The 24,011-nt window shown below is 56.5% G+C and carries 22 protein-coding genes; 1 reads left to right on the forward strand and 21 read right to left on the reverse strand.

The window, feature by feature from the left end; all coding sequences use genetic code 11:
• Positions 1-58 precede the first annotated feature (58 nt).
• The 8 genes from MESS4_RS14500 to MESS4_RS14540 all read right to left on the reverse strand — a co-directional run bounded on the left by MESS4_RS14500 (position 59) and on the right by MESS4_RS14540 (position 10,299).
• Entirely contained in the window at positions 59-391 is a 333-nt protein-coding gene (locus tag MESS4_RS14500; protein WP_006331974.1) for a hypothetical protein, read from the reverse strand.
• Positions 357-851 (reverse strand): NlpC/P60 family protein, encoded by a 495-nt coding sequence (locus tag MESS4_RS14505; protein WP_006331975.1) that lies wholly within the window; start codon positions 849-851, stop codon positions 357-359. Before MESS4_RS14505 ends, MESS4_RS14500 begins: the two co-directional genes overlap by 35 nt.
• Positions 848-1,333: a hypothetical protein gene (locus MESS4_RS14510; RefSeq protein WP_006331983.1), complete on the reverse strand. Its 486-nt coding sequence runs from the start codon at positions 1,331-1,333 to the stop codon at positions 848-850. Before MESS4_RS14510 ends, MESS4_RS14505 begins: the two co-directional genes overlap by 4 nt.
• On the reverse strand, positions 1,330-1,593 hold the full coding sequence (locus MESS4_RS14515) for a hypothetical protein (RefSeq protein ID WP_006331990.1): 264 nt from the start codon (positions 1,591-1,593) through the stop codon (positions 1,330-1,332). Before MESS4_RS14515 ends, MESS4_RS14510 begins: the two co-directional genes overlap by 4 nt.
• A 1,145-nt stretch (positions 1,594-2,738) precedes the next feature.
• Entirely contained in the window at positions 2,739-8,165 is a 5,427-nt protein-coding gene (locus tag MESS4_RS14525; protein WP_006331993.1) for a phage tail tape measure protein, read from the reverse strand.
• Positions 8,166-8,249: 84 nt separating this feature from the next.
• Positions 8,250-8,759 (reverse strand): HNH endonuclease, encoded by a 510-nt coding sequence (locus MESS4_RS14530; protein ID WP_006331994.1) that lies wholly within the window; start codon positions 8,757-8,759, stop codon positions 8,250-8,252.
• Positions 8,760-9,014: 255 nt separating this feature from the next.
• Positions 9,015-9,458, reverse strand: a complete 444-nt coding sequence (locus MESS4_RS14535; protein WP_157385585.1) for a hypothetical protein — start codon at positions 9,456-9,458, stop codon at positions 9,015-9,017.
• Positions 9,459-9,498: 40 nt separating this feature from the next.
• Positions 9,499-10,299, reverse strand: coding sequence for a hypothetical protein (locus MESS4_RS14540; RefSeq protein ID WP_006331997.1), 801 nt, complete (start codon positions 10,297-10,299; stop codon positions 9,499-9,501).
• Between the two features lie 87 nt (positions 10,300-10,386).
• On the opposite strand from MESS4_RS14540, the gene MESS4_RS14545 reads away from it, so the two are divergent.
• Positions 10,387-10,602: a hypothetical protein gene (locus MESS4_RS14545; protein WP_006332000.1), complete on the forward strand. Its 216-nt coding sequence runs from the start codon at positions 10,387-10,389 to the stop codon at positions 10,600-10,602.
• A gap of 3 nt (positions 10,603-10,605) precedes the next feature.
• On the opposite strand, the gene MESS4_RS14550 is transcribed toward MESS4_RS14545, so the two are convergent.
• The 13 genes from MESS4_RS14550 to MESS4_RS14610 form a co-directional block, all read right to left on the reverse strand.
• Positions 10,606-11,052 carry a hypothetical protein gene (locus tag MESS4_RS14550; RefSeq protein WP_006332001.1) on the reverse strand — a complete coding sequence of 149 codons (447 nt, stop codon included), beginning with the start codon at positions 11,050-11,052 and terminating at the stop codon, positions 10,606-10,608.
• A complete protein-coding gene (locus MESS4_RS14555) occupies positions 11,052-11,948 on the reverse strand; it encodes a hypothetical protein (RefSeq protein WP_006332002.1) in 897 nt (298 codons plus the stop codon). The genes MESS4_RS14550 and MESS4_RS14555 overlap by 1 nt, the downstream gene beginning before the upstream one ends.
• Positions 11,948-12,496, reverse strand: a complete 549-nt coding sequence (locus MESS4_RS14560; protein ID WP_006332003.1) for a hypothetical protein — start codon at positions 12,494-12,496, stop codon at positions 11,948-11,950. Before MESS4_RS14560 ends, MESS4_RS14555 begins: the two co-directional genes overlap by 1 nt.
• Before the next feature lie 4 nt (positions 12,497-12,500).
• Complete coding sequence (locus MESS4_RS14565; protein WP_006332004.1) at positions 12,501-13,223, reverse strand: hypothetical protein; 723 nt, start codon at positions 13,221-13,223, stop codon at positions 12,501-12,503.
• 2 nt (positions 13,224-13,225) lie between these two features.
• Positions 13,226-13,576, reverse strand: coding sequence for a hypothetical protein (locus tag MESS4_RS14570; protein ID WP_006332005.1), 351 nt, complete (start codon positions 13,574-13,576; stop codon positions 13,226-13,228).
• 72 nt (positions 13,577-13,648) lie between these two features.
• Positions 13,649-14,836 carry a hypothetical protein gene (locus tag MESS4_RS14575; protein WP_006332006.1) on the reverse strand — a complete coding sequence of 396 codons (1,188 nt, stop codon included), beginning with the start codon at positions 14,834-14,836 and terminating at the stop codon, positions 13,649-13,651.
• A gap of 24 nt (positions 14,837-14,860) precedes the next feature.
• Positions 14,861-15,265 carry a hypothetical protein gene (locus MESS4_RS14580; RefSeq protein ID WP_006332007.1) on the reverse strand — a complete coding sequence of 135 codons (405 nt, stop codon included), beginning with the start codon at positions 15,263-15,265 and terminating at the stop codon, positions 14,861-14,863.
• Positions 15,266-15,284: 19 nt separating this feature from the next.
• Positions 15,285-16,421, reverse strand: coding sequence for a hypothetical protein (locus tag MESS4_RS14585; protein ID WP_006332008.1), 1,137 nt, complete (start codon positions 16,419-16,421; stop codon positions 15,285-15,287).
• Between the two features lie 81 nt (positions 16,422-16,502).
• Positions 16,503-19,877 (reverse strand): SGNH/GDSL hydrolase family protein, encoded by a 3,375-nt coding sequence (locus MESS4_RS14590; RefSeq protein WP_006332009.1) that lies wholly within the window; start codon positions 19,875-19,877, stop codon positions 16,503-16,505.
• Entirely contained in the window at positions 19,867-20,226 is a 360-nt protein-coding gene (locus MESS4_RS14595; RefSeq protein WP_006332010.1) for a hypothetical protein, read from the reverse strand. The genes MESS4_RS14590 and MESS4_RS14595 overlap by 11 nt, the downstream gene beginning before the upstream one ends.
• A complete protein-coding gene (locus MESS4_RS14600; RefSeq protein ID WP_006332011.1) occupies positions 20,223-21,683 on the reverse strand; it encodes a hypothetical protein in 1,461 nt (486 codons plus the stop codon). The genes MESS4_RS14595 and MESS4_RS14600 overlap by 4 nt, the downstream gene beginning before the upstream one ends.
• Before the next feature lie 9 nt (positions 21,684-21,692).
• Positions 21,693-23,435, reverse strand: coding sequence for a phage terminase large subunit family protein (locus tag MESS4_RS14605; RefSeq protein WP_036241298.1), 1,743 nt, complete (start codon positions 23,433-23,435; stop codon positions 21,693-21,695).
• A complete protein-coding gene (locus MESS4_RS14610; RefSeq protein WP_006332013.1) occupies positions 23,432-23,881 on the reverse strand; it encodes an HNH endonuclease signature motif containing protein in 450 nt (149 codons plus the stop codon). The genes MESS4_RS14605 and MESS4_RS14610 overlap by 4 nt, the downstream gene beginning before the upstream one ends.
• Between the last annotated feature and the right edge of the window lie 130 nt (positions 23,882-24,011).

Consider the following 24,011-nt stretch of genomic DNA (forward strand, 5'->3'; position numbering starts at 1 on the left):
CCCGTGGTTTTGGTTCCCAGTTGAGGGGTCGTAGTCCAGTAGCTCGCGTATTACTCTTCTAACCATCTATCAGAACCTCTCCATCCTCGACGATATACTTGCGAATACCATTGTCGCCGATGATGTAGTGATCCAGCTCAGGCCAGTTGAGATAGGTGTTGAAATCATTGGCCGACAGGTTGTAGTCAGCCTTGGGGTGAGTGTGCCAAGTGGCTTGCGCGGTCAGCGCGTACAGCGCAATGTCTTCACCCTTCACATCGAACCCTTCTTGAGGGTTCTTGCAGATATTCTCGACTTCGATAACCTTACCGCTCTTCAAGACAAACCCAACATGCTCGACTTCTTCGTCGTGCTTGCTAAGCAGTAGCTTTTCCAGCCGAGAGAGCTTCATTGATTTTCCGCCGAGCGTTAGGAGAGACGATGTCGATCAGTTCCCTAGTAGCTTGCGTTCCGGCAACCGAGACATCCTTATGACGGAACACACCAATGGTGGAGTTCCTATAGATGCCTTTGTATTCGACTACGTCTGACAGCTGACCGTAGAGGTGGTGCAACATCTTGCCGTTTTCAACCAGGATACCACAGTGATTACCTATAGATGAACGCACGGCCATGATGAATACATCGCCAAGTTGATACTCCGATGGATGGCAATCGAGGAGTTTGAACCCCATCCGCTGAGCGCGAGTGATGTAAAGGTCCAGGCCGTGCTTCCAAAACTCGGTGGGGCAGGCGTAGTTTGGGAAGTGAATGTCGAAGTTGGTCGCATAGAAGTTGCGGAGCATCGTGTAGCAATTGGTGGTCGCATACTTGAAGGGGAGACCCAAGAGGTGCTGATATTCGAGGATCATAGGGACACCGTGGGGAACTCTGGTGGCATATAGATGCGAACCGGGATCTGGAAGTTGGCGCCTTCGGTCAAGTTTTTAAGCTCGAACGTAATGGACTGGCCCGAGATCAGCTGGGGGACACGACCGATCTGCCACATCCGCTGTTCGAAGAGATTTACGTCAGCTTCCAGGTTAGTTAGGAGCACCCTACGGCGCGTGACGAAAGCAAGGTCCAGGTCGTTGCGTTTAGCAGCCAGGTTGAAAACACCCATCGGGTTCATGACAACCAGCTGCGGTCGCGACTCCTCGCCATCCGCTGTGCGGGTGTCGCCCGATATCTTAACTGACATGCCCTCATAGATATTGCCTTGCCAGGTCTTGGTGTTCCCCTCCTTGAACCGAATGAAAGTGTCCTCGTTGCGGAGCTTGATCTGATAGAGATCAACCTGAGCATCGGCTGTGAGCTTTTGGGCTTCTGAGAGATGGGAGATTGGCGCGGTCATGGCTGGAGCAACAGCTCTATAGTGAAGGGCTCGACGGCACCGTTGCCGTTCTCCATGACTTTGTATTCGAGCGGCTTGTTGAACCGCACGACAAGATCACCCTTGGTGGGATGCGGATACCAAAATTTCTCGTAGAGCCGGTGTCTCGCGTAGAATGCCTCAAGGACGGCCATGTTGATGGTGGTGTTGATCGTGTCGTTGAGCGTGCAGTCGTCGATGAAGAAAAAGAACAGTCCTCTGAAGGAGAGTGTGTACGCCACCTGATCAGGTCCCTTGGGCTTAGATACAAAAGTGTACCCTCTGCCAAAGGTCATGCTGGCCGAACTTTCCGGATATTTGACGCCTAACGTGTGGGTCGGAAATCGAAAAGTTTCCACAGGGAGTTATATAGTGACGTATCCGGGGGTTTTGTAGTGCTCGTGAAATCGGCGGAACAGCTCCGGATCGCGCTTGGCAATGCGGGCGACAACGTCGGGAGAACGGACAATCTTTTGCACTGCTATCTGCCGGACCCCGTACTTGGAGGCTAATTTGGCTTGGGTGAAGAATCCCTGGCTATAGAGGTAGTTGATCTCCAGACGTTGCCGGTTTGTGAGTTTAGAGTGTGCATGATTCTCTAAGGTGGCATCGTCTGCCAGATTTCCTGCGTGGGTATCCCAGCGAAGATTCGGCAGCTTGTTGTTTGAAGGGATGCCATCTCTGTGACAGCCATCTCGTAGATGAGGAGGGCAGAGTCCTCGAAACGAATTCAAAACTAGTATGTGAACCTTGTGTGTCTTTATCTTTGAGTCTTTCGACAGTTCGACCTTTAGGTATCCTCCAGTCTCAGTTCCCTGATAGAGGATTTTCTCTGATCGTCGGTATGGTCGAACCAGTGATTTAACACGTCCCAGATTAGAGATCTCATACCTTCCCTCATAGCCGACAACCGGCCTCCAATCTTCTCCAGGAAGGTTCTCAATCATATTTCGCCTCAGACTCTTGGATTAGACCTTGAGGTGGTTTATATGCGCTTCACAACAAGGGGTTGTGTGGGGGAGTCTATGGGTATGAGGAAATCAATTCTGGCGCTAACCGTGTTTCTAGCTGGGTGCGTGTCAGCGCCGCAGTCATTTGCTGACCCACGACCCTCCGTCTCAGCGACTGAGTTCAAGGCATTGGTTCGCAAATCTCTGAAGAACCCTTTCTCTGTAAAGGAGTTTGAAATGTCACCATCCCCTTTTATAATTGGTCCGGATGCGTATGGGCGAAAGCACTGGGTCATGTGCGCCAATTACTTCGCCACCAACAGTTATGGTGGGCTGGTGCGTGGTGGGATGACCGTCTTCTACAAGGATGGTGCCGTAAGTGAGATTCAGCCAACACAGGGGCAGGGTTGTCCAGAGGCCCAGCCGGAGAACTTCAACTAGGCCGCGACCGCCTGTTGGATCAACGTCTTGAGAGCACCCTTGCGCTGAATATTGTCAGCAACCACGGCCACAATATCGGTTGGGCTAGGTGGGGGCACTTGATCAGGGCTAACTATCCACACATTGAGCGTGGTAGGTCCTTTGGCATTGTCATTCGAAGGGGCCGTCATACTCTCTGATCTTGTGGCATTTCCTAGGTTGTTGAGGGTGTTCAGCTTATCCTCCCCAATGGCGGATACTGCTGACTGCCGAAGCACGAACTCCCCTGGGGCCAACTTTCGAAGTACGCTGTCCCGCTGTTGGTTACCGGGGATTAATTCTCCGAGAGCGCTACCCTTCACGCCACCACCGAGAGACATACCCACGACGCCGAGTAGCCCCCCAAGGATATCACCACCAGCGCCGCCCCCGACACCTTTTATTAGACTCATCACGACCTGGAGAGCAAGCGCCTTAGCTATTGCCTGCATCAAACTCTGCACAACACTTAGACCGAACGCCTTGAAGGCTTCCGTCGCCGACATCGTGCCGCTGGTGAGATCCATGAACAAGGTTTGGAAAGAACTGGTGAGGTTGTTGAGGATCGGTCCCCAGGCATTCCCAACCTGAGTTGCAAGAGGGACCATCTCCAACATGCCACGAGCGTTACGCTGCATGACACCGTTCTGAACCATCCAGGCGTCAGTGCTACTTTTGATAGCGGCGGAGACACTTGGGCTCTGTTGAGCAGTCGCCGCGTCAATCGCCAGCTTCTGCTTGCCCAGGTCCACAGCGCGCTGCTTGGCCGCTATTTCTTGCATTAGCCAATACGTTGCCTCAGGGGAGCCTTTGCCGTAGGTGGCCTCAGCGACGGCCTGCTCCTTCTTGATTTGAAGCAGTAGCTGCTCAGCCGCATTGACCTGGTCGAGGAGCGCCTTGCGCTCTGCAAGCTTGACGTTGGTCTCAAGGCCAACGATCTGATTTTGGGTAAATTTGCTGGCATTCTCAGGCAGCTGAGCAGCGTCAAGGGCTCTCTGTGCTGCTAGGACCGGCTCCTGGGTCTTCTTGTCCAGCTGGTTCCAATACTCCTCCAGGAGGGCGGCGACCTTCTGGTTGCGGTCTGCACGGAGCCCTTCGAGCATCTCGGTGCGTTGAGCGATCAGCTCCTCGTCGCCATCCTTCAGGCCGGCTGCGTTCTCCTGATCGAATGCCTTGATTTTGGCGTCGATGATCTTCTGATACTGATCATTGACCGAGCCCAGAATCTTCTTGACCGTCTCGGGATCGCTGGCGAGCTTCGACTGTGCCACCAGGGTCTGGATTTGCTCAGTGGCGCTCTTGACCGAAGTGCTCGTCGAGGCCTTGATCGCCTTGGTCGTCGCATCCAGCTCAGCCTTGGTGCGATCGGTGATCGCCCCCTGGATGTTCTGGTTGTCAGCGGTGTAGTCGCCCTTGCCAAGGGTGATGGCCTGGCCGATACGGTCGTTGATGTGGTTGATGGCTGGGTCGGCGTTCGGCTTTTCGTAGCCGGTCATCACGATGCGAGCAGCTTCCTCAGGCGTCCTTGCCGACATCAGGGCAGCGTAGACCTGAGGGAATTTGGTCCGCAGCTCTTCGTCGACGAACTGGTTCTGGGTCGTGCTGTCGAATGGGCTCTTGCCCTTGTCGGCAGCGAACTGCTGTGCGGCATCCCAGCGGTCGAAACGCCACTGTGGCTTTCCGAAAGCAGTCGGGCGACCAGTCTTGTCGCTAACGTCACCCTTCGCGTTCGGGTCCAGACCACTCTCGGTGATGAAGTTGCCGACGAGGCCGGCCGCCGCCGCTTGCGAGTAACCCATGGCGATGAACTGCTTCATGTCGGCAGCAGCGCGATCGGCAACGCTCTTCGCGAGCGGCGAGCCTTCGCTCAACGTCTGGGACTGAATGTCGAGAGAACCGGACTGGACCTGGAGCTTGGCCAGCTCGGCGGCCATCGTGTTGAACTGAGTGATCAGAGCGTCCATGGCAGGCCCTGGGCGGGACTTGCGGATAGCCTCGATTACCTGCTTGATCTTCTTCTCCAGGACGCCGGCGTCGGCATCCACGGCATCCTTCATCGCCTTCAGCTGATTGACCGCAAGCTCCTGCGCCTGATCGCTGATAGAGGTGATGAAGTCCTGCTCGGCCTGGTTGATCTGCTTCTGGTCTTCGCGAAGACCAAGTTCCAGTTCGGCTCTGTTGTCATCGTCGCCGGCGGCTGCGATCTTGGCATCGAAGATTTCGGCCGTCAGCCTCCGCTTCCGATCGAACTTCGCCTTCACCGCCTCTTCGATGATACTCAGCTCCTCCTTGGAGTAGCTCTTGCCGGTCAGCTTGAGGAGAGATTGAATCTCCTTGTCGATGGTCGACTGCTGCTCCTTGAGAACGTCCTCTTGGATCTTCTGATAGAGCTTGTTTTCGGAGGTGGCGCGAGCCGAGATGCGGTTGGTGATCGAAGCCGTGGCGTCGGTAAGATACTGCTTCACCATCGACTCGACCTTGGCCCGGTCGAAGTCGGGGTTCGACTTCATGATGTCGTTAACGAAGGTCGCGCCCTGGCGCTGGATATCGGCGATGCGGCCGGCATAGACATCCCTCAGGTTGTTCAGCCCATCCAGGATTTCTTTGGAACTCTTTCCACGGGTTTCCTTGAACGCTCTGCTGGTGTCCCGATTGAGATCGGCCGACAACGAAACGACGCGCTGCCCAAGATCAGTGAACTCCGAAGTGTTCTTGACCGCGTTGAGCATGTTCTCCTGGTTAAGCCGGTCGAGCTTAGCCTTGGAGGCGTCGATCCGGGTGGACATCGTGAGAAGCGGCGTGAGGCCAGCGTTCAACGCGTCGAGCAAATCGACGGTTTTGGTGAGCTGCTCGATCTTCGCTTCCAGCTCTGGCGTCGAGTTGCCCAGCTCTTTCTGAGCCAGCAGGGTGCTCAGCTCGCGGGTGTTCTGCGCCTTGGTGAGCCCGATCTGAGCACTATAGCCTGAGACCTGGGAACTGTCCTTGGGCTCGCCCTTCAGCCCAGCGATGAACGCCGCAATGTCCTTGAACTCTGGGCCAAGGGCTTTCTCGACCAGGTAAGGCAAGTTCTTGCGCTCGGTGGCACCACCGGTGATGCCGGCGACAGACGCCGCCTTGTCGCTAATGGCGTACGTGTCCGAAGTCTTCAGGGCGACATCCTGGTTGCGCTGGTTCTCTTCAAGCAACGCCTTCTCGGCCTCGATGAGCGCACCGTAGACCTTGGCGTTGCGAGAGAAGTCCTCGCTCTTAAGCCTGCCGAGGGCGTCGATCAGGTTCTGGACAGACGCCGTGCTGGTGTCGATCTCGCCGGCCAACTCCTTGAACGCCTGCTTGATTTCGAGGATTTTGGCCCGGCGCTGGAGCGGGTCGGCATCGAGAGCCGCCTTCTGACGCACAAGGTTGGTGATGGTCTGGTCGACAGCGTCGATCTGGCCGCTGGTTGCGGCGAGGTCGCCTTCCAGTTCCTGGACCTGGCCACGCAAGATGTCGACACGGTCAGCGGCTGTAAGGGCGCTTGAACCGAAGGCCGTGTAGGCGACAGCCACGGCGGCTACACCAGCGGCGATTATGACCCACGCCGGGATGGCGGCAACAGCTGCCAGCATGCCGGCGATGAGTGGGCTCGCTCCAACAGCTGCGGCGCCGAGGCCTTCCGTCGCTACTGCGGCTGCGGCTGCCCCCGTGCGGAAAGCACCAAGCATTGGGGTGAGCTGCAAGAGGCCACGGAATACGGCTGAGGTGGTCATCAGAGCTAGACCAACACCAGCAGCTGTGGCCGCTACGGCAATGACGTTCAGGATCGACGGATATTGGTTCAGGATGGCCAGGAAGTCGGCAGCTGCGTTCAGCAGGTTCTGCAACACCGAAAGCAGTGGGGCGAAGGCCTTGTAGGCGATGGTCCCAACGACCGAGCCGAACTTCGCCGCCGTGTTGGCGAGCGACTCCATCTGGACCGCGTTTGCTTCCACAGCTGCGGTGCTGAGCGTGAACTCGGCCTGAAGCTTCGAAGCAAGATCCAGATTGTTGGACAGGGCCGAGTAGGTCGCCGCAGCGCGAACTTCGAAGGCGCCGAAAGCGTCGGCACTGCTGAAACCGGCGGTCTTCAGCTTGTTCAGCACATTGACCAGGCCGTTGCTCTCGATGTTCACGTCTTCCTCGGACAGCTTCAGGCCGTCGAGGGTTTTCTTGAATTCCTTGCTTGGGTTTTGGATGTCGATCAGCAGCTGACGAAGGCCGGTGCCAAGTGTCGAGCCCGACCGGATACCGGAGTTGGCGAGCGCGCCGAGCACGCCAGTCAATTCCTGGAAGGTCACGCCCATCTGGGCGGCGACGTTGCCGGAATACTGAAAGCCAAGGGCCAGCTTATCGATGGTCAGCTTGCTCAGGTTGAGCGCAGCGGTCATCGTATTCGCCACGTCGGCAGTCTGCTCAGTTTGCAGATTGAAGATCGACAGGACACTCGACGTTACGTCGACAGCTGAAGCCAGGTCCGTACCGGCTGCGGTCGCCAACAGGCTGATCGCACCAATCGAGTCGGCGACTTGTCGTGCCGAGAAACCGGCCTGACCGAGGATGGTCGCAGCCTTGGTAATTTCGAGTGCCGTGAACTTGCTGGCTTCAGAGACCTCAATGAGACGATCCTTCAGAACCGCCATCTCAGAGTTGGTCGTGCCGGTGATCGCCTGGAACTTGTAGAACTCGGCGTCGAGCTGCACGACGAAAGTGCTTAGGCTCTTGGCAGCATTGAACGCGAGCGAGAGCGCTTGGTAGCCGACCAGGAGGCGGCTCTGGATGCCGATGATATCGGCACCACCATTGGCGTTCATTCGCTCGGTGATGTTGCGGTTGGCTGCTGCGGCCTTGCCGTTTGCAGCTTCGAAGAGAATGCTCTCGTTCCGACGCTGATCCAGTATCGTCTTGGCGCTCAGCAGATTAGGGGAAGAGTTCTGCACCATCTTGTTGGTGCTGTAGGTTGCGTTTCGCAAGCGAGCCTGGACGGCCGCATCCATGGTGCGAAGGTTCTGTTGGAAACCCTTGACCAGTTCGTCCGTCAGACGTGCGGTAATTGCTTTGGTGGTTGACCGGGCATCGGCGATGATGGAGCGGAAGGCCGCTTCGTTGGCCTGCGAGGAGAGACCACCCTTGCCGGCAAGGCCGAAGTTCTGACCGAGAGCGGCTTCCTGGCGCTGGATGTTCCGAGTGTAGTTGGCGGACCCGGCGTTGATCTTCGCCATCGCGGAGCTGAGCTTCCCGACCATCTGGTCGGTGCGGGTCTCGATGACTTTTTGCGCTTGGAGAAGGTTGGCAGTTATGCCCTGAAGGTCGGCTTGGAGCTTTTTTAGTTCAGCGGAAGCGCGGCTTGCATCGAGACCATAATCTACATTTATGCTGCCGTCATTAGACACTCAGGGCTCCGGTCTTGGGTGCCTCTGATAGATAGTGTTGAAAGGGGATGTCGTTATGTTTTGGGTGAACCGGAACGGTTCACTCTAAGCGGCCAGACCATGCTTCGCATGGAATCCTAGTCTGGTTTTCTCCGCTTCATAAGCGTGGTGAGCATCAAGCGCGGTGTTAAACATGCCGATGTATCTTGTGGCGATGATCGCCATAAATTTTCCCTGATGCTGAGACACGCCGGTGTAGCCCGTTGTGTTATCTTTTCTCATCGGCAAGTTTTGGTTGTTTCCAATGCTGTTTGAGTCCACCAGGTTATCAAGACGATTGTCGGTCCTCGTCCTATTGTCATGATCAACCTTGTTGGGCCAGTAGCCGTGAACCATCTTCCAGATCACTCGGTGAGCGTAGTAGGTCTTCCCGAACAAAGCTCCCGCGAGGTATCCCTCCAAAGGTGTGATAAACGCCTCCTTACCGGAGAAGCGTTTGTTCCATGTCTTATGGTCTTGCCGACGCTTGAACCAAATCGGTGCTCGCTCTCTCCAGAACAATTTGCCGGTCTCTGGGACGTAGTGCAAGAACTCGTTAAAATCTACCTCAACCAATTGAGCCACCTATGTTAGAGAAGGCAGCAGCCAGTTCTCCAAAACTTCCGATCGCATCAGACTCGGGTATGGCAGCGGTAGAAGACCTACCGCCACCCAAGGCCTCTTGGGCGACTAGACGGAATGACTCGAACGTTTGGTAGCCCTGAGCCAAAACAAACTGGGTCTTCAGACTGACGATGGTCTGAAGATCGAAATGTGTATGAGACCAGAGGGTTTCTCGAAGAGAGCTAGGCTTGATGCCCAGTGCCCAGATTATGCTGTCTTCGAAGCTGAGGCCGGTGATCCAGCCAAGGAGGATGCTAGGCTGGCCAGATCGGTCTTGTGCGTCTCCGTCACCTGGACGACCTTTTTCAGTGACCGCACGAAAAAATCCATGAGGTGATCCATGGTCCACGCCAGGATCGCTTCAACGTCACTGATGGAGATGTCGAGATCGTCGAAGTCGGCCACTGGTTTCTCAACCTTGCCGCTCTTCTTGCGCTGGGCCAGGCAGGCCAGAAGGATCGATCTCCGCATTTCCGGATTGACCGGGACTGCTGCGATCTGACCAGGGTCTCCGATCAGAATCGAGAGTTCATTCAGAAGGCCGAAGGACATGAACAATTCACGTTCCACGTCGTCTTGCTTGATAGTGATGTTTGGATCTTTTGCCACGATGTTTCCCGCGTTTGAACAAAGAAAAAGCACGTCACTCATGTGGTGAGTGACGTGCTTCGGTACAAGGAGTGTTGAAGGGTTAGCGCGGGAAGAGAACAGCCGCTGCTTCACCATAGAACGGATACATCGGATCGGTCGGAACGCCGGCGTAAGGCGTGAACTCGAACGGCAGATTGCCGAAGTTGTCCGTCTGGAAGCCGACGCTCAGGCCCTTCGTGATCTTGACCCGTGGGAGCAGGATCGTGAAAGGAGAGTTGTCCTTCGGCAGGATGCCAACGACCTTGACTGCCATTTCCGCCTGGACCTGGACACCGCCGAGATCGATACGTTTGATCTTGCCGATGCGGGTGCCGATCGGGAACGTCTTGCCTGCTGGGACGCCGTAGCCCGTAGCGAAGGTGATCGTGGTCGTGGCAGTGGCAAACACTGCCGTCAAGACCTTGGCGATGTGGACAGAGTCGTCGATGCCATCCTGAAGGAAGATGTAGTCACCGGCTGCAAGGTTGGACGTGATGTCCGAGGCCACGGTAATCACAACAGCCGCAGGGGCTGCTGCGCCACTCGAAATCCACATGGCAGGCATCGGATCGAAAGAGACGCCCGAAGCGTCGAGGCCGGCCGCGTAGGCCAGGTTTCGGACGGTGTACTCATAGACCTCACAAGCTGCCTTGATACCGTCCTGATTGCGGATCGACATCACGACAGTGTTCTTGATACCCTGCGTCAGTTCGACGTAACCCGGATCGGACGTGAGGGTGAAGTTCTTCACCAAGCCGATGGAGTGAGTATTGGGCTGGAAGCTGTGGAGATCAGCCAGGGCGCCAACCATGACGGTCGCCGTCGAGAGTAGAAAACGGTCAGTTCTTGCAGTGCCGGCCATGGTGAGTCCTCTGGTGTATCTTGCTCCTTGTAAGATAGGTGGCAGTGACTATATTGCCTAAGAGACCTCGAACCGAAATGATGAAAAATGATTCGATTTACCACTACGTTGGACCCGGAGCTTTATTCGCTGCTGCAAAGCCGGTCGAACTACAATCGCCGTAGCATGAACAAAGAGATTGTCTTCCTGTTGGAGACGGCTCTCGCGGCAGAGATCGATGGCAATCTGTCAATCCTGCGGACGTTGATGGTCGCGCAGGGTGGTGTGAGTTCTATTCCTCACCCTGTGGCAGAGAGCACCTAGGAGTTACTCCTCGACCCCAAGAACTGCCTGAGCCTGGACATAAGCCCAGGGGCGAGCCTCGGAACGGGTCATGGGCACCGACGTGGTACCGTCGCTGAAGATCAGGTAGCCTTTTTCCAACGCTGAGTTGGCGTCATAAATCTTCATCTGTTTCGTGGGACGCATACGCTCGAAAATCATTGCCATGATCTTGCGTTGACGGAACAGGTTCGTATCATCAGCGTAGGTGGACGCGGCGATGGCAAACGTCGCCTCGTACATCCCAGGCCAAAGTTCAGTAACTGCCATTGCGGTCGGGCCGATCAGATCGCAGTTTGGCAGCTCGGCCACATTGGCGTGGGTCTCCCAATCGAAGAATGCGAATTCTGTGTCGGGATAGAGTGGTCGGAGGTCGTCCAGGATGTCCTGGCAAACCTTAACAACCGAAGCCCAAACGTCTTGAACTATCATCACTTGCCTCCCGCGCCGAATTCTGTGTAGCCACCATCACCTCTCACGGCCGTGGTGATGCTGGCGTCGAGCGCTGCTGCGATCTTGTTGGGGATGCGGAATAGGCTCCAGTATGTGAAGACTGGCTGGAGCAGAGGACGGTTGGCCAAGTTGTAGGTGCCGTTCATCGGGCCACGCAATTTCGTGATCGCGTCCTCAGACATTCCGAGAGATTTCTCGAAGCTCATGTTGTTGTTCGTGTCGCCGAGATTGCCTGAGAGCAGGCCGGGCAGGGCAGATCGTGGCGTCCTAGGCAACAACGTGATCCTAAGCCTTCCCACTGGGATAATGGCGTTCCGATTTTTGACAGGGGCGAACCGACCGCTGTCGTTGAAGGTGATCTTCACCACGCCTGTGCGCTTCACCATCTCGCGGGCTTTGGAGAGCAGCTCCTGGCGCAGCCGTCCGGTGTTGCGATAGAAGCGCTTGGCGCGATCGATGCTAAGCCCGCCTTCGATCTTCCGGCGAATGGTGCTCCTGTGGAGAGGAGCCCAGGTAATCTGTCCTCGGGCAAAGGGCTGGGTCTGCATTTGAAACCGCTTGGTGTTCGCAACGCTTCTGGCGTTGAACCCAGCATCCGCGAAAGAGAAGACCTTCGGTGCTGTGGCGACCGACATCTGTCCCATCATGTTCTCTGCGGCGTACTTGACGCCTTGCGCGTACTCCGTCTCGATCACCCGTTGCAGGCGACCGTTCAGGCCTTTGAGGTTGATGAGGGTTCGTTCTCTGGCAAGCCGGCCGCTCTCGTCTGCCACCGCATTGGTGATGGCTTCGGCCGCGCCTGTGCCACTGGCGTCTCTCGAACCAGAGTTCTTACCGATCCGGAATTTGATGAGGATCTTGCTCTTGCCGGCCATTACTGGATTTCCGCAAGATTGACCCCGAGCACCGTGTCGAGACGCTTGACCACCATCTTGTCGATGATGTCGCCAAGTTGAATGTCCTCGTTGGTGATGACCTGACGGACCTGTTCCTTCACGCCCATCTGACCACCAGGTGGTTCTCGGGTGACGCGCTCGATCAGGACCCAGATATTGGCGAGGGCTTGCCTGCCGATGCCCTTCTGCAATTTCGTCAGAGTGTCGAGTTCCTGCACCTCACGCTCCCACAGCACAGACGTAGCCATGTGGAATAGGCGGTGGGTTCGGTAGTGGACCTGATTGTAGTCGCTCGGGGCATCGTGGTTTGCGAGGAGGAAGCGGCGGCCGGCGGGGTCGATAATCATCGAGCCGGTGTTGACCGGACACAGGTGTCGCACGCGAAGGATGAGGCGTGGATCACTGTAGTCGTAGGAGGGAACCTTTCCTTCATCCATGGCCTGCACGTCGCCAACGAATGGGAAACCACCAACGGTGGTCATCATGCTTTCAAATCTGCGGCCGGCGTTGTCCAAGCCAATGGTCATGCGATTACCCCGTGATCGGGTCGGTGTCTTGGGTCAGGGCGGCGAGAGGGAGATCAACACCAGTCCGCCCCGTGGTCTCTTGCAGCGCTTCGGCATAGCGTCCCTGGGCCTGGCGTTCGACATCCGAGAAGTCACGGATCACCGGGCGCGAGAAGCCCTTCAGTCCATTCGTTTCAGTCTGTGCGATGCGCTGCTTCAGAGAGGGCAGAACGTCGAGGACGGCCTGCATGCGGATCATTTCATTGGCTGCCAGCTCGACCGTCGTTCCCGATGCCAGTGCGATGCCCAGCTCCTCAAGACCGACTTCCTTCTCGACCTTCATGAACGCGATCATCAGATCGATTTCACTGTCTGGCAGCTCGTGCTGCTGCACACCAACGAAGCCCCGGATTTGGCCGGGGGTGACGCTGTGGTTGAGGTAAGCCGTCAAGCGGTAGGTGGTGATCTGCTGCTTGCTGACGCCGTTCATCAGAAAGTCGAATGTGACAGTTCGTTTCTCGAAGCGCCTACCGACCGCGACAGCGTTGTTCACGGCGGGGATCACGACGGAGATATTGAAGGTCGTAGGACCTGTGGTTACCGGTACATCCGTGAGGGCAGGGATAGCCACCCCTTCCTGATCGCGAACCGTGTAGGTCAACGACCCCACGGTTGGAACGACTGGGACACCCCCGTCGACGAGCGTGACCATCAGTGTGACGTTGGCGCCGTCGAGGTAATCGAACATGTTTACTCGCCGGTCTCAACTTCGGCTTCGACCTCAGTCTCTGCCTCAACCTTGGCCTTGCCTCGACCCTTGCTCTTCGGCGCAACCTTCGTGGTCGGTTCGTCGGAATAGGCATCGAGGAACGAGGACACGGCTAGCTGGGAGTCTTCGGCCGACTTGAAGAATTCGGCGAATTCCTCGTCGGTCGCCTCGTCGGCTACATTTCCGAGGACCTTGAGCTGACCGATAGCGGCACGAGCAGAGATAAAGGGAGAACCGCGTACAACCGAGGGCCGCTCAGCCGCGACAATATCTCCGCCATTTCCAAAATCAATAAGTTGAAATGAGCCATTGGTTTCACACAAGATTTTCATTTGAGTTCCTCTAAAGAAAAGTCCACCGCCCAGGAGCTGAACGGTGGACCTCTATTTCTGCGACGCGCTGGATTACGCGGCGAACGTGAAAATCTGGCGAGTGTCACCGAAGGAGAGCTTGTAGCCAGTGTTCTCAGTCTTCACGTAAGTGATGGACTGGTTCTGGATAGCGCGCTCCGACTCGTCGATGCTCGAACCGGCTTCGACCAGCTCTTCCAAGGTGTCACCCTTCGAGAAGCCCATCAGCTGGTTGGCGGGCATTGCGCTCGACAGGGCGAAGTCCACCTTGCCTTGCAGGATCGGGATGCCACCAATCTGGAAGCCGGTGGCTGCCAGGTTGTTCGCGTCCGTACGGTTGTTGGCCGAGGTTGGGATTGCGAACAGCATCAGCCAGGCCACGTAAGCGTCCCAGTTTCCAACCACGGTGTCGACCGGCACGCCGGCCTTTGCACGATTGATCAGCCAAGCCATCAAAGCCTTCCAGCTGATGACACCAGCAGCCGTACCTGTGGCCAGGGTCGCCTGAGCAACCGTGGTCGCGGCAGGGTTGACGCCGTCGCCGTTGATCAGGACGCCAGTGGCGGTCCAGACCTTCGAGCGCTCGGTCTCGCGAGCCATACGGTTCTGGAAAGGCGTGAGCATGTCTAGACGAGCCCGGCGCTGGAACTCGTAGGAGATACGATAACCACCACCATGCTTGTAGATCTTGACAGCCGTTTCGCCGGTGCGGATCGTCTTGACCGGGATACGGCCAAGCTCGGCAACTGCGCGGACCACCTGGTAGTCGGTCTCCACGTCATCGACGACGGTCGAAACCATCTCGATGCCGTTGATCGTGCGGGACTGCGACACGAGAGCGGTGGTATTTTCCAGCTGGTCCTGACGGTACTTGTAACGCACCAGGTCGTCGATGACCTGTGGGAAGAGGGCGCGGGTGCCGGCGTACGTCTGGAAGGTGTCGGACGCGGCTTCGAGAACGATGCCACGAGAGAAGTCATTGGCGACCGGCAGGCCAAGCAGGGCCAGAGCGGCTTCGTAGCCGGTCAGGTAGCCATCGCTGTCGCGGTAGCGCTCTGGCGTATCAGACGCCGGAACGTCGATGGCCAGGTCAAGATAGTCGCGCATGTCCAGGCCGAAGCTACGAGCTTCGTTGGTGAGCTTCAGAGCGGCACGGATCGACTCCTGCGAGTCTTCACTACGCAGGGCCGAGAGTTCATGGACACCACGGCGGCGAACCTGGGTGAGTGAAAGAGTCGACATTGGTTTCGTTCTCCGTGGATTTGATTAGAGCTTGACGACGGTGGCGACGAGGCCAACGACTTCAACGACCATGTTTGCATTAAGGTCAGTGACACCAGCCGGCTTGACTTCGCCGGCACCGGCGCCAACCACAGAGCCGCCGACCACGACCACCTGGCCGACTTTGATCGGCAGAGTGTTGGCGAACTTCAGCTCGACTGCGCCGACAAGGGTGCCTTCGATGGTGCGGTCTTCTACGGTCGCGAGGCGACCGACGATGTAGTCGCCATCACCAGCGAGCTTGACCGTGTTTGCAGCCGCAGCGCTAATCGCAACAGCCTTGCCTACGTCAGCGGCAACAATGCCGGCCGTAAGCTTGAAGGTCAGGCTGAAGTCTTCGAAGTGAAAACCTGCGAGACTGACGTTAGTGTGGAAAGGAGTGCCGGCCATTGTTCAAAATCTCCGTGGATTACTTGCGGACGCGGAAGGCGCCGAGGTTGGCAGGAGCCGCCTTGGTATCGACATCATCGACGGCGTCTTTGGCTTTGGCGCCAGCGGTCAGCAAAGCTGCCATTGACGTAGTCGTCTCCGCGAGGAGAGCTTCCATCTCAGGGACCGTCTCCGGAACCGTCACGTTGAGCTTGCCGGCGGCGGTCAGGACCTTCGTCACGACACCCTTCAGTGCAGTGAGCGCAGCAGCGGCCTCGGTCGTCTTGGCTTCCAGGTCCGTCTTGGCAGTGGCCAGTTCGGTGGCGATAGTCACATCGGGCTTCGCGGCGTCAGAGAGCTGCACCTTGAGAGCGGCGATCTCCGTATCCTTGCCGGCAATGGTAAGTTCGAGAGCAGCGAAGGCAGAGACCTTCTGTGCAAGCTCGACCTTCACATCGGTCAGGCTGGCGACGAGAGCAGTAAGATCCATTTGGTCATTCCTCGTAGATGCCGCCAAGATGAAGATGTTCGGGTCCAAACCGCTGGCGGCGAGTTTCTGATACGAGGACCCAAAGTGTGCTTGGTCACGAGGAACGATGCGGGCGTTTTGCGCTCCACCCTTTCCTACGAGTGACATTTCAAACCAGACATCGAGGCCTACCAGCTTCCCGTAGACTCCATTCTCGCCGAGGGTGTTGCCATCGGGGTCGGTGCCGGTGAAGATGTGCTCGAATGTTGCGTCTGGACCGAGATAATCGAAACCAGACACGCTGTTATAGATGTGCTTCGAGAGGATGGAGACTGAGACCTGATCGACGGTCCCGGCATCTATCTTCTTGATCGTCTCGGCTTCGGTCTCGTCCATAAAGAACAGAACGCGAAGCTCAGAATTCACTCCGGTGTCGACCACTTGTCCGTGGAAGACGCGGCCTTTTGGCAAGACGCTCGAATCATGGATGGATTGGAGAGGGATCGTCTCTTGCGAAAGAGACGCGGCCATTTCCATCAACACACCACGGTCGACGACCGACTTGTTGTAGAGGGGATGCTTCTTGCGAAGTGGGAGCGTGTTTAGGGCAATCGCTTCGTAGACAGCCAGGTTGTCGAGACTGACATCAGCACCAACCGCAGCGCGGAGACGGGAGATGATGTCCGGTGTCTTGGCGACCTGTTTCATTCTCCTCTGAAGATGTGCAGCCCTAGTGTTGGATGCAAATTTCAGAGGAGTCGAAACGGTTCGTAGTGACTACAAGTCACCCTACGAAAGCGGTGATATGCCTCGCATCGTGTTGAGGATGAATTTTGCAGTTCTAAGCTGCGGATTTCCAACCGGTGGATGAACGTGATCTTGATACTCGGTTGGCGTCCAGAAACCACGAAGCATGTACAGTGGAACGAAAAGCAGCCCGTTCATCATCGCCGAAATTCGCATGGCTTCCTGGTATTCCCAAGGGTATCGGCCAACAGTGTTCTGGTCTTCGCTTTCTTGAGTGTAGGGCGGAACATTAGAAGACGTGTTCCAGTCCGCCATAACGACAATCATCGCGCCCGGGGCTCGGGCATGAATCGCCGCGTAGAGTTCTCTCATGCCCCCATAATACGTGCCAGCTGCCGTGTTGAGCCTGTCGCTCGGAACGCCAAGTGGGGCACCGTTCCACCAATCGTTCACCCCGAATTCAGCGAACACTATTTTTGACAGTGGATTGATGTTGGCAACGGCGGCAAGGATTTCGCCCCCGTAATTCAAACCGCCCGTGGGGTGATCCCATTTGGCCATCTTGCCGCCACCAACGCCGTGGTCAACCAGCGTAGCCAGGCCCAGGCCGTTCTTAACGAGTGTTATCCAGTCGTCGCCTGCCGTGAGCGAGGTGCCGATGCAGTCGCCATCAAGCCCTACCCAGTCAACATTTGCATTGCTGGTCAGTCCGCTGAGAATGGTGCTAACGCCCTTGAATACCCCATCTATGGTTGCAGAATACTCAAGTGCTCCAAGCAGCTGCGAGAAAATTGGGGTATTAACGCTTGGCTGCGTCGCAAAGTAGAAAAGTGGAATGCCGGTTGCGGCAGTATAGTGATTGCTCCCAGAATGTTTCCAACACAAGTACTGCCCTTTGATGACAGGCAGATTAGGCACGATGGTCGCTTTGCCAGCACCTACAGAGAACGCTCCCGTAGCTGTGGTGGTGAAAGTGCCATCCAGGTTTTTAGTGAGAATGGCGAGAGTCACCGTGCCGGCGGTCGTGCCATAGACCGTCAGAGACGACAAGAAGCCATTATAAGGGACAGCAACCTGCGGTGAGATGAAGTAGAGATTGCTGAAAGGCGATGCAGCTGCAACGCTGGCTGCTGCCTTACCAAGGACAGAAGTAGAGCTTGGACCAATTTCCAGGACATTAAGCCGGCGGTCGCTCACCGCTCGGAGGCCATTGTATGTGCCTTCGATAGTTGCAGACCACTGGAGGTTGGCAATAAGTTGTGCAGATTGCGCAGTGTTGGTGGTAGGCTTGGCGTTGAAATATCCAACAGTCACGATACCAGTGCCGGCGCCGTCGTAGTGTTGAACGCCCGTATGCTGCCAACAGACGTATTGACCTTTAGCAATTGGGAGATCTGGCGCCACGGTCACCTTGCCGGCCGCTACGTTGATTTCCGCCTGCGCGGTGATCGTGAAGGTGCCATCCGTGTTCTTGGTGGCTATCAGGACCGTCAACAGGCCACTGCTGGTTCCATACAGTGTAAGCGACGTGAGGAAGCCATCAGCAGGGCTGCGCTCCTTAGGCAAAATCCAGACAAGACCCGACCATGCGGTGGATGCTGCGACACTCGCCGCTGCCATTCCAAGCACACTGGTATTGCCGATGGCTTCGGCAGTGACCATACGAGCGGTGAGGGTGGTTCCAACGCCCCGGATTGTGGGCTCTACAGTCGCCGAAAATTGTAGGTTGGCGAGAAACGCAGCACTTCGAGTGCTGTTAACAGTGGGTTCGGTGTTGAAATAGGAGACCGTCTCCCCCGTGTTGGAACCATCATAGTGTGAGGTGCCCGTATGCCTCCAGCAAACGAATTGCCCCTTTGCGATTGGAAGATTTGGGGTAACGGTAACCTTGCCCGCTGCCACGCTAAAATCGATGGCCCCTGTGACGGTAAATGTCCCGTCGGAGTTCCTCGTCATAATGCGTACCATGATGTCGCCGGCGCTCGTGCCGTAAACGCTCATGGAGGTCAGGAAGCCATCCACCTGGGACGCCGCCATAGGGCACATGAAAACAGCGGCTGACCATCCAGTGGATGCCACCACGTCAGCGGCAAGCATACCAAGAGTTCTCTGCCTGGTGAGGGCTGCTTCATGATCGATAGTGGTTTCGTTGAGAGGCAACGATTTGAAAGTTACACCCACGTCGAAACGACTACCGGTGGTGACGGTCAAGGCAAAGGCCGAATTCGGAATGACCGCCGTGGTAGTAGCAGTCCAATAGTCAACCCCAGCACCAAGGCCCGTCGTCTTGTAGAGACCGAGGGGCGCATAGACCATAAGGTATTCGCCGGCGAACACACTGAAGTCCACGCCGGTAAGGGCGTTCACGCCAGCTGCCATCTTGAGGCGCTTTGACCTTAGGATAGTAAAGTTTGAGCCAGACTTGGTGCCCGCGTAAAGCCAAACCGGGCCGGCGTTGCCCGAGACGTGAAGAATGTCCACCACCTTGTTGACATCGATGGCGACTGGGATGACGTACCAGTTGGTGCCTACGGTGATCGCGCCCGTGGTCGGAGCCGGGACTTGGCCTAGGGTTGCCACTCCCATATTGCCGATGTTCAGGTCAATGCTGGCTTTCGTGGGTGTAGTCACACCGGCGACGATTAACGACGTGCCAGCGTTGTTCTTGTAGAGTTGGTTGTAGAAGCCGTCCGACGACAGCGCCCAATAGCTCTGGCCGCTGCCGGCAAGGAAAGTGACAGTGAGAGCCACCGCTGCGCCAGTAAGACCGGCTGATGCGCCAAATCCGGGGGTAGGAGCAGAAGGCGCTGCTCCAATATACTCACCTGGGCCGGTGATCCTAACCGCAGTAACAATGCCGCCAGCAACGTCGAAGACGCCAGTTGGGTTGACGGAGAAGTTGCCTCCACTCCAAGTAAGGGCGAAGTCATTCCCGGTGGTGCCGCCAGAGCCCGCCGTGATCGCCCCAACCAGATTGCTAATGCCACGTGGTACGTTAGCGGCAGCGGAGAGTGGGAAGAAACCGGCCGCGATTTTGGCCAGGGCGGCGCTCGCCGCATCGGCGTGCGTCGACACAACATCGGCAGCCGTCGAAGCAGCGTTGGAGATAGTGGTGGCAGCATTCCCAGCAGTGGTGGAAACCGCAGCGGTGATGGCAGTCATTGCCGAGCCAAGATCACCAAATTCGGCAGCGACGACTTCAACCACGCCTCTGTCAGTGGTCGTCTGAGCAGCGTTGGTTTCGGACTGGACGGCAGCTGCTTCGGCCGCAATTCTAGAGGCTTCGGCTGATGCTCCATCAGCGGTGTTGATGATCGTTATGTTGGATAGAGCAACCGAAACGACAGGATCAGCTTCATAGCCGATGACTGCTGCGACACCTTCGGTGTATAGAATGGCGGTATTGTCAAACGACATCGCGAGTTACTCTTGCTGATACTGGCCAACGCCAGATGCCTGGGATCGGGGTCTTCACTGATCCGACGATATTGATGATGTCGAACATGACCGCGTCGGTCCAAGCGACCGAGGCAGCGGCGGGAATGGCAATCAACAGGACGTTGCCGTCCTCGCGACTGATGGTTGCCTCGGCAGAATCGGCTTCGAAGAGCACGATTGGAGAAGCCACAGCTGTTCTGAACTGGGCAACCAAACGGCCGGTGCCCAACTCAATTGCGTCCCAAAACTCAGGTGTGTATTGCAGTCGAATGTAGGTCAGATACCCAGGGCGGATCGGCTCTACCTGCTTGAAGAGTTGCTGGCTCATTTCTTAACCCCGTTCGACTTCGCGGCCTTCGCGCCCTCTGAGGTGAGAGATCGGCCGAGCGGGTCGCTGTTTGGTGTTGCTTTCGACGCATCGATGGCACCTTGGTCGCCAGCGAACTTGGTCCCAGAAAGCTCAGGGGAGGCGTCAGGGCGCAGGCGCCGGTACATGAGCAGATGGTACTCATCGTCGGTGATCAGGCCATCGGACAGGTCCTGGCGCAGCCGTGAGGCACGAAGCGTCAACTGAGGCTCCAACTCCAGGTCGGGTCGCAGCTCGGCCTTGACGAAGGTCACTTCGGCAAAGCCTTGGTAACCACTCTGATGGAGGATGAAGGAACAGATGTTGGTGAGCAGCTCGGCCACCGGCTCGTTCAGCTCGTCGGCGTTCATGGCCGCGATGCGGGCCTCGACCGACGATGTATTGACGCCCGAGGCGCCACGGCCGATGACCGTCGCCATGGTCTTGAGGCCGGCCTGGTTCTGGGCATTCAGAGTTTCGATGACCGACGTGATGTCGATGCCGACGCCGGGGTTTTTCTCGTTGATGATCTTGGGTTCAATCGAGTCCCAGTGGATCACGGCCTGATCGGCGCGAACGCTCGAAAACAGGGAACTGACCTCATTGAAGCGGGCCTGCATCCAAGCCTTCTGCTTCTCCTGGTCGTTCTTGATGTTCGCCGGCATGTTCTTGAGCAGAACTTCCTCGACCACCGTGATGTCGAGGCGGGGGTAGCCGGTCTTCTGCATGATCCGGTAGAGGTCGTTGATCACCTGCTGCCGGGCGGCGATCGTGTTGATCGACGACACGAACGTCGAATAGGAGTAGATCTCGGTCGGGTCGCGGCGGAAGAACGAGACGAAGAAAGTCGGGATGTCAAGGTCGATGCCGTCCTGGACGCCCTGAACCTTTTGGCGGGGTTTGAACAGACCTGGCTTCTTCTCGTACCACTCGATGCTCTGCATATCGACGACACGCAGTTCGCTCGGCGCTAGTTTGTCGTTGAGGACCAGCTCGGTGCCGATGGCACCGCGAAGCAGCGCCATGAAGCGGAACTCCTCGGCAATCGTTTTGAGGTCCTTCTTCAGCTGGAAGCCGAGGGTATAGTCGGTCGGAACCGTCAGAAACTTGATCTGCTGCACGAGCAGTTTAGTCTGGTCCCGGTCTATCTGCCCGTCCATATCACGGACCAGGATCAGCGGTTCGGTGTTTGCCATGGTAAGGTAGGAGAAGACGGCAGCGGACACGTCCGGGTCGGTCTTGAACAGACCTTTCAACAGAGTGCGGCTGTCGTCCGACTGACGCGACGTAAAGATGTCCGTCAAATGCTCCTGATAGAGAGGAGCGGTCAGGACGCGATCAGCAGCCTGCGGGTTGAATGTGGCAGTAGCGGAGATACCACCCTTTTTGGACGACTTCTTTGGTGAAATGATTTGGAGCAGTTGCCCTAGTGAGGCCAAAGTTCTGTCCTAACTGATGGTTCCCAGTGATATGGCTTCTTTGCGCCGGGATTTCACACCCATCTCAGGTCCATTCTTCATCGTAACGATGAGGTCTTGGGTGGTGAACATCGACCTGGGGTCGGCGTCGGACCTGTAGAGCAGGGCATCATTCACGCGAGTAGCGTAGATGCCGTAGGCGATGGCGTGAAAGAAGTGGTCATTGCCCGTTAGCTTCTGCCAAATGGCCGACGTGTCTTCCTTCTCGATGCGGACCATGTCTTGCAGGTGTGCGACGAGGAGATGCTCGTGCTTCCCGTAGCCCACCATGCTCATACGGCGCTTCCGGATCATCGTCGCGACGGTGTCGATCATCGTCGTCCGGTTGGCGCGGACGTGGCTGATGTTGTCCAGTTCGTCCTTGACCAGCTGCACGGCGGCCGACGTGGGCGAGCTGGCATACTCGACCGGGATCACCAGTCCATCAGTCTCCTCCATGATGCTGTTAGCGAGTGGGGTGTAGGGGTGGCGATCCATGCAGCCGCCAACCAGATTGAAGGTCTCCTTGATCTGCCTGACCTCATCGAGGAGGTTGTCAGCCGAGACCTGGCGGAAATCGAAAATCACCGGCTCTTTCTGGCCGAGATGGATCAGCACGATATGGCAGATGATGCCCATGTCGATGCCAATGATCACCGGCGCAGAGTGGGTGATCGCGCTGGAGCTGCCCATGACAGCCCGAATGTCGGTCTCGCTCAGCCGGGCATTGGAGTCGTTGAAGGATTGGCCTAGGACCGTGTTGTACCAGCGACGCAGAGCGTCCTTCGATTTATAAAGAAGGAGCTGATCGACCACATACTCGATGGTCAGGCGAGGAGTAGAAAAAGGATGAACGCGATAGCCACGGCCCCGGCGACCAGCGAACCTGGGTATCCAAGAACGTAAAGAACTATCATGTACATCAAGAGGGTGACCACAGCGTTCACAACGTAGAAACGAGCTTCCGAGATCCAGTCTCGAAACCATTTCAGTGTCGATTTCAGATAGATCATTGAGATCACCACTCAAGCCTTTAATGGATACAAAATTGGGGTTGAATTCCGGGATATTATGGTGTCGACATTTATTGCAACGGAGCATGTATTCATGCTGATCGCTGGCCTTGAATGAGGCGTCGATGCCGAAGCCCTCGAAGGTCGGAGTCGAGAACCCTTGGGTGATCCGATAGTCCGAGCCCTGGAGGCGGGACTGGAACAAGGCGAGCATTTCCTGGTCAGATAGATCCACTTCGTCATGGAAGAGGGCATCACTATTGATTGAGGTAGCGTCTGACTCCTTGTTGCCCGTGAAGTAGCCAAATGATTGATTTATTTGATACAAGCCCATAGATCGGATAGGCTTGTCGTAGCCGAGATTGAAGACACGTTCCTGACTTATCATTGGTCCGAAACGCGTTTGAGACGTACGTTTCATCATGATGTCGTCAGGCAGGGTGAAGATCGCGCTGACAGCAACGGTGCGGGCTAGGAAGGCGGCGAACTTGCGAAGCTGGACTTCGGTCAGACCGATCTGAGAGCATTTGATGACACACATGTTAGGCGACATGTCATCGACAATTTGCCTTTGGAACTCGTATCCGTTGAACGAGAAGGGCTTCTTGCGGAGCTTGGTGTTCTTCTCAATCCAGTTCGACATCGACATAGCGTCGGTGTCTTCAGCGAATCTCGTGCGAACCTGTGATCTGAAATCCTTTAGGTACTGGTTGTTTTTCACGCTGTCCGGCCATGGTTCGTATGGAACCCTAGCTCCAAAGCTTTGGCCTGATAGGCGGCAGAGGCCTGTTCGGCGGTAAGAAAGCGGCCTATGTGCGTCTTGCGGCCTTCATGCCTAATCATGGCCCTGAATGAATTTCTATGTTTCTCGAAGGTGACGCCTATGTATCCAGAGGTGTTGGTAACTGGAAGAGACATATTTCTTGCGTTATCGGTGTGAGTACCATCCTTGAGATTGTCCCAGCGATTGTCTGATCGACTATGGTTCTCATGGTCGATCTCAACTGGTTCGTCTCCCGTCATCCAAATCCAGATAACTCGGTGAGTCAGGTAATCCACGTCGAAGATACTACCGCGTCGATATCCATGACCGTTGGTGGCAGTAAAGGCTTCCTTCCCAGCAAACTTGGTGTTCCATGTCTTCCAGTCCTGCTCACGCGAGAACATCTCTCTCGGCCGCTCTCGCCAGCGAAGCTCGCCAGTGAGAGGGTCATAATCCAATAGCTGTCGAAGGAGTGTCTGTGTCAGCATTCTTGAGAGATAGGGACTCAAGACCCCGTTTGCATACCTATAGACT

The organism is Mesorhizobium sp. STM 4661, from assembly GCF_000359125.1.
GTDB lineage: Bacteria > Pseudomonadota > Alphaproteobacteria > Rhizobiales > Rhizobiaceae > Mesorhizobium.

Coding starts and splice junctions, on each gene's coding strand:
- MESS4_RS14550 (WP_006332001.1), bottom strand. CDS start 11,052: ATGATAGTTCAAGACGTTTGGGCTTCGGTTGTTAAGGTTTGCCAGGAC.
- MESS4_RS14570 (WP_006332005.1), bottom strand. CDS start 13,576: ATGAAAATCTTGTGTGAAACCAATGGCTCATTTCAACTTATTGATTTT.
- MESS4_RS14505 (WP_006331975.1), bottom strand. CDS start 851: ATGATCCTCGAATATCAGCACCTCTTGGGTCTCCCCTTCAAGTATGCG.
- MESS4_RS14500 (WP_006331974.1), bottom strand. CDS start 391: ATGAAGCTCTCTCGGCTGGAAAAGCTACTGCTTAGCAAGCACGACGAA.
- MESS4_RS14610 (WP_006332013.1), bottom strand. CDS start 23,881: ATGTTCTCGCGTGAGCAGGACTGGAAGACATGGAACACCAAGTTTGCT.
- MESS4_RS14575 (WP_006332006.1), bottom strand. CDS start 14,836: ATGTCGACTCTTTCACTCACCCAGGTTCGCCGCCGTGGTGTCCATGAA.
- MESS4_RS14580 (WP_006332007.1), bottom strand. CDS start 15,265: ATGGCCGGCACTCCTTTCCACACTAACGTCAGTCTCGCAGGTTTTCAC.
- MESS4_RS14535 (WP_157385585.1), bottom strand. CDS start 9,458: ATGAGTGACGTGCTTTTTCTTTGTTCAAACGCGGGAAACATCGTGGCA.
- MESS4_RS14590 (WP_006332009.1), bottom strand. CDS start 19,877: ATGTCGTTTGACAATACCGCCATTCTATACACCGAAGGTGTCGCAGCA.
- MESS4_RS14555 (WP_006332002.1), bottom strand. CDS start 11,948: ATGGCCGGCAAGAGCAAGATCCTCATCAAATTCCGGATCGGTAAGAAC.
- MESS4_RS14585 (WP_006332008.1), bottom strand. CDS start 16,421: ATGAAACAGGTCGCCAAGACACCGGACATCATCTCCCGTCTCCGCGCT.
- MESS4_RS14595 (WP_006332010.1), bottom strand. CDS start 20,226: ATGAGCCAGCAACTCTTCAAGCAGGTAGAGCCGATCCGCCCTGGGTAT.
- MESS4_RS14545 (WP_006332000.1), top strand. CDS start 10,387: ATGATTCGATTTACCACTACGTTGGACCCGGAGCTTTATTCGCTGCTG.
- MESS4_RS14540 (WP_006331997.1), bottom strand. CDS start 10,299: ATGGCCGGCACTGCAAGAACTGACCGTTTTCTACTCTCGACGGCGACC.
- MESS4_RS14510 (WP_006331983.1), bottom strand. CDS start 1,333: ATGACCGCGCCAATCTCCCATCTCTCAGAAGCCCAAAAGCTCACAGCC.
- MESS4_RS14565 (WP_006332004.1), bottom strand. CDS start 13,223: ATGTTCGATTACCTCGACGGCGCCAACGTCACACTGATGGTCACGCTC.
- MESS4_RS14560 (WP_006332003.1), bottom strand. CDS start 12,496: ATGACCATTGGCTTGGACAACGCCGGCCGCAGATTTGAAAGCATGATG.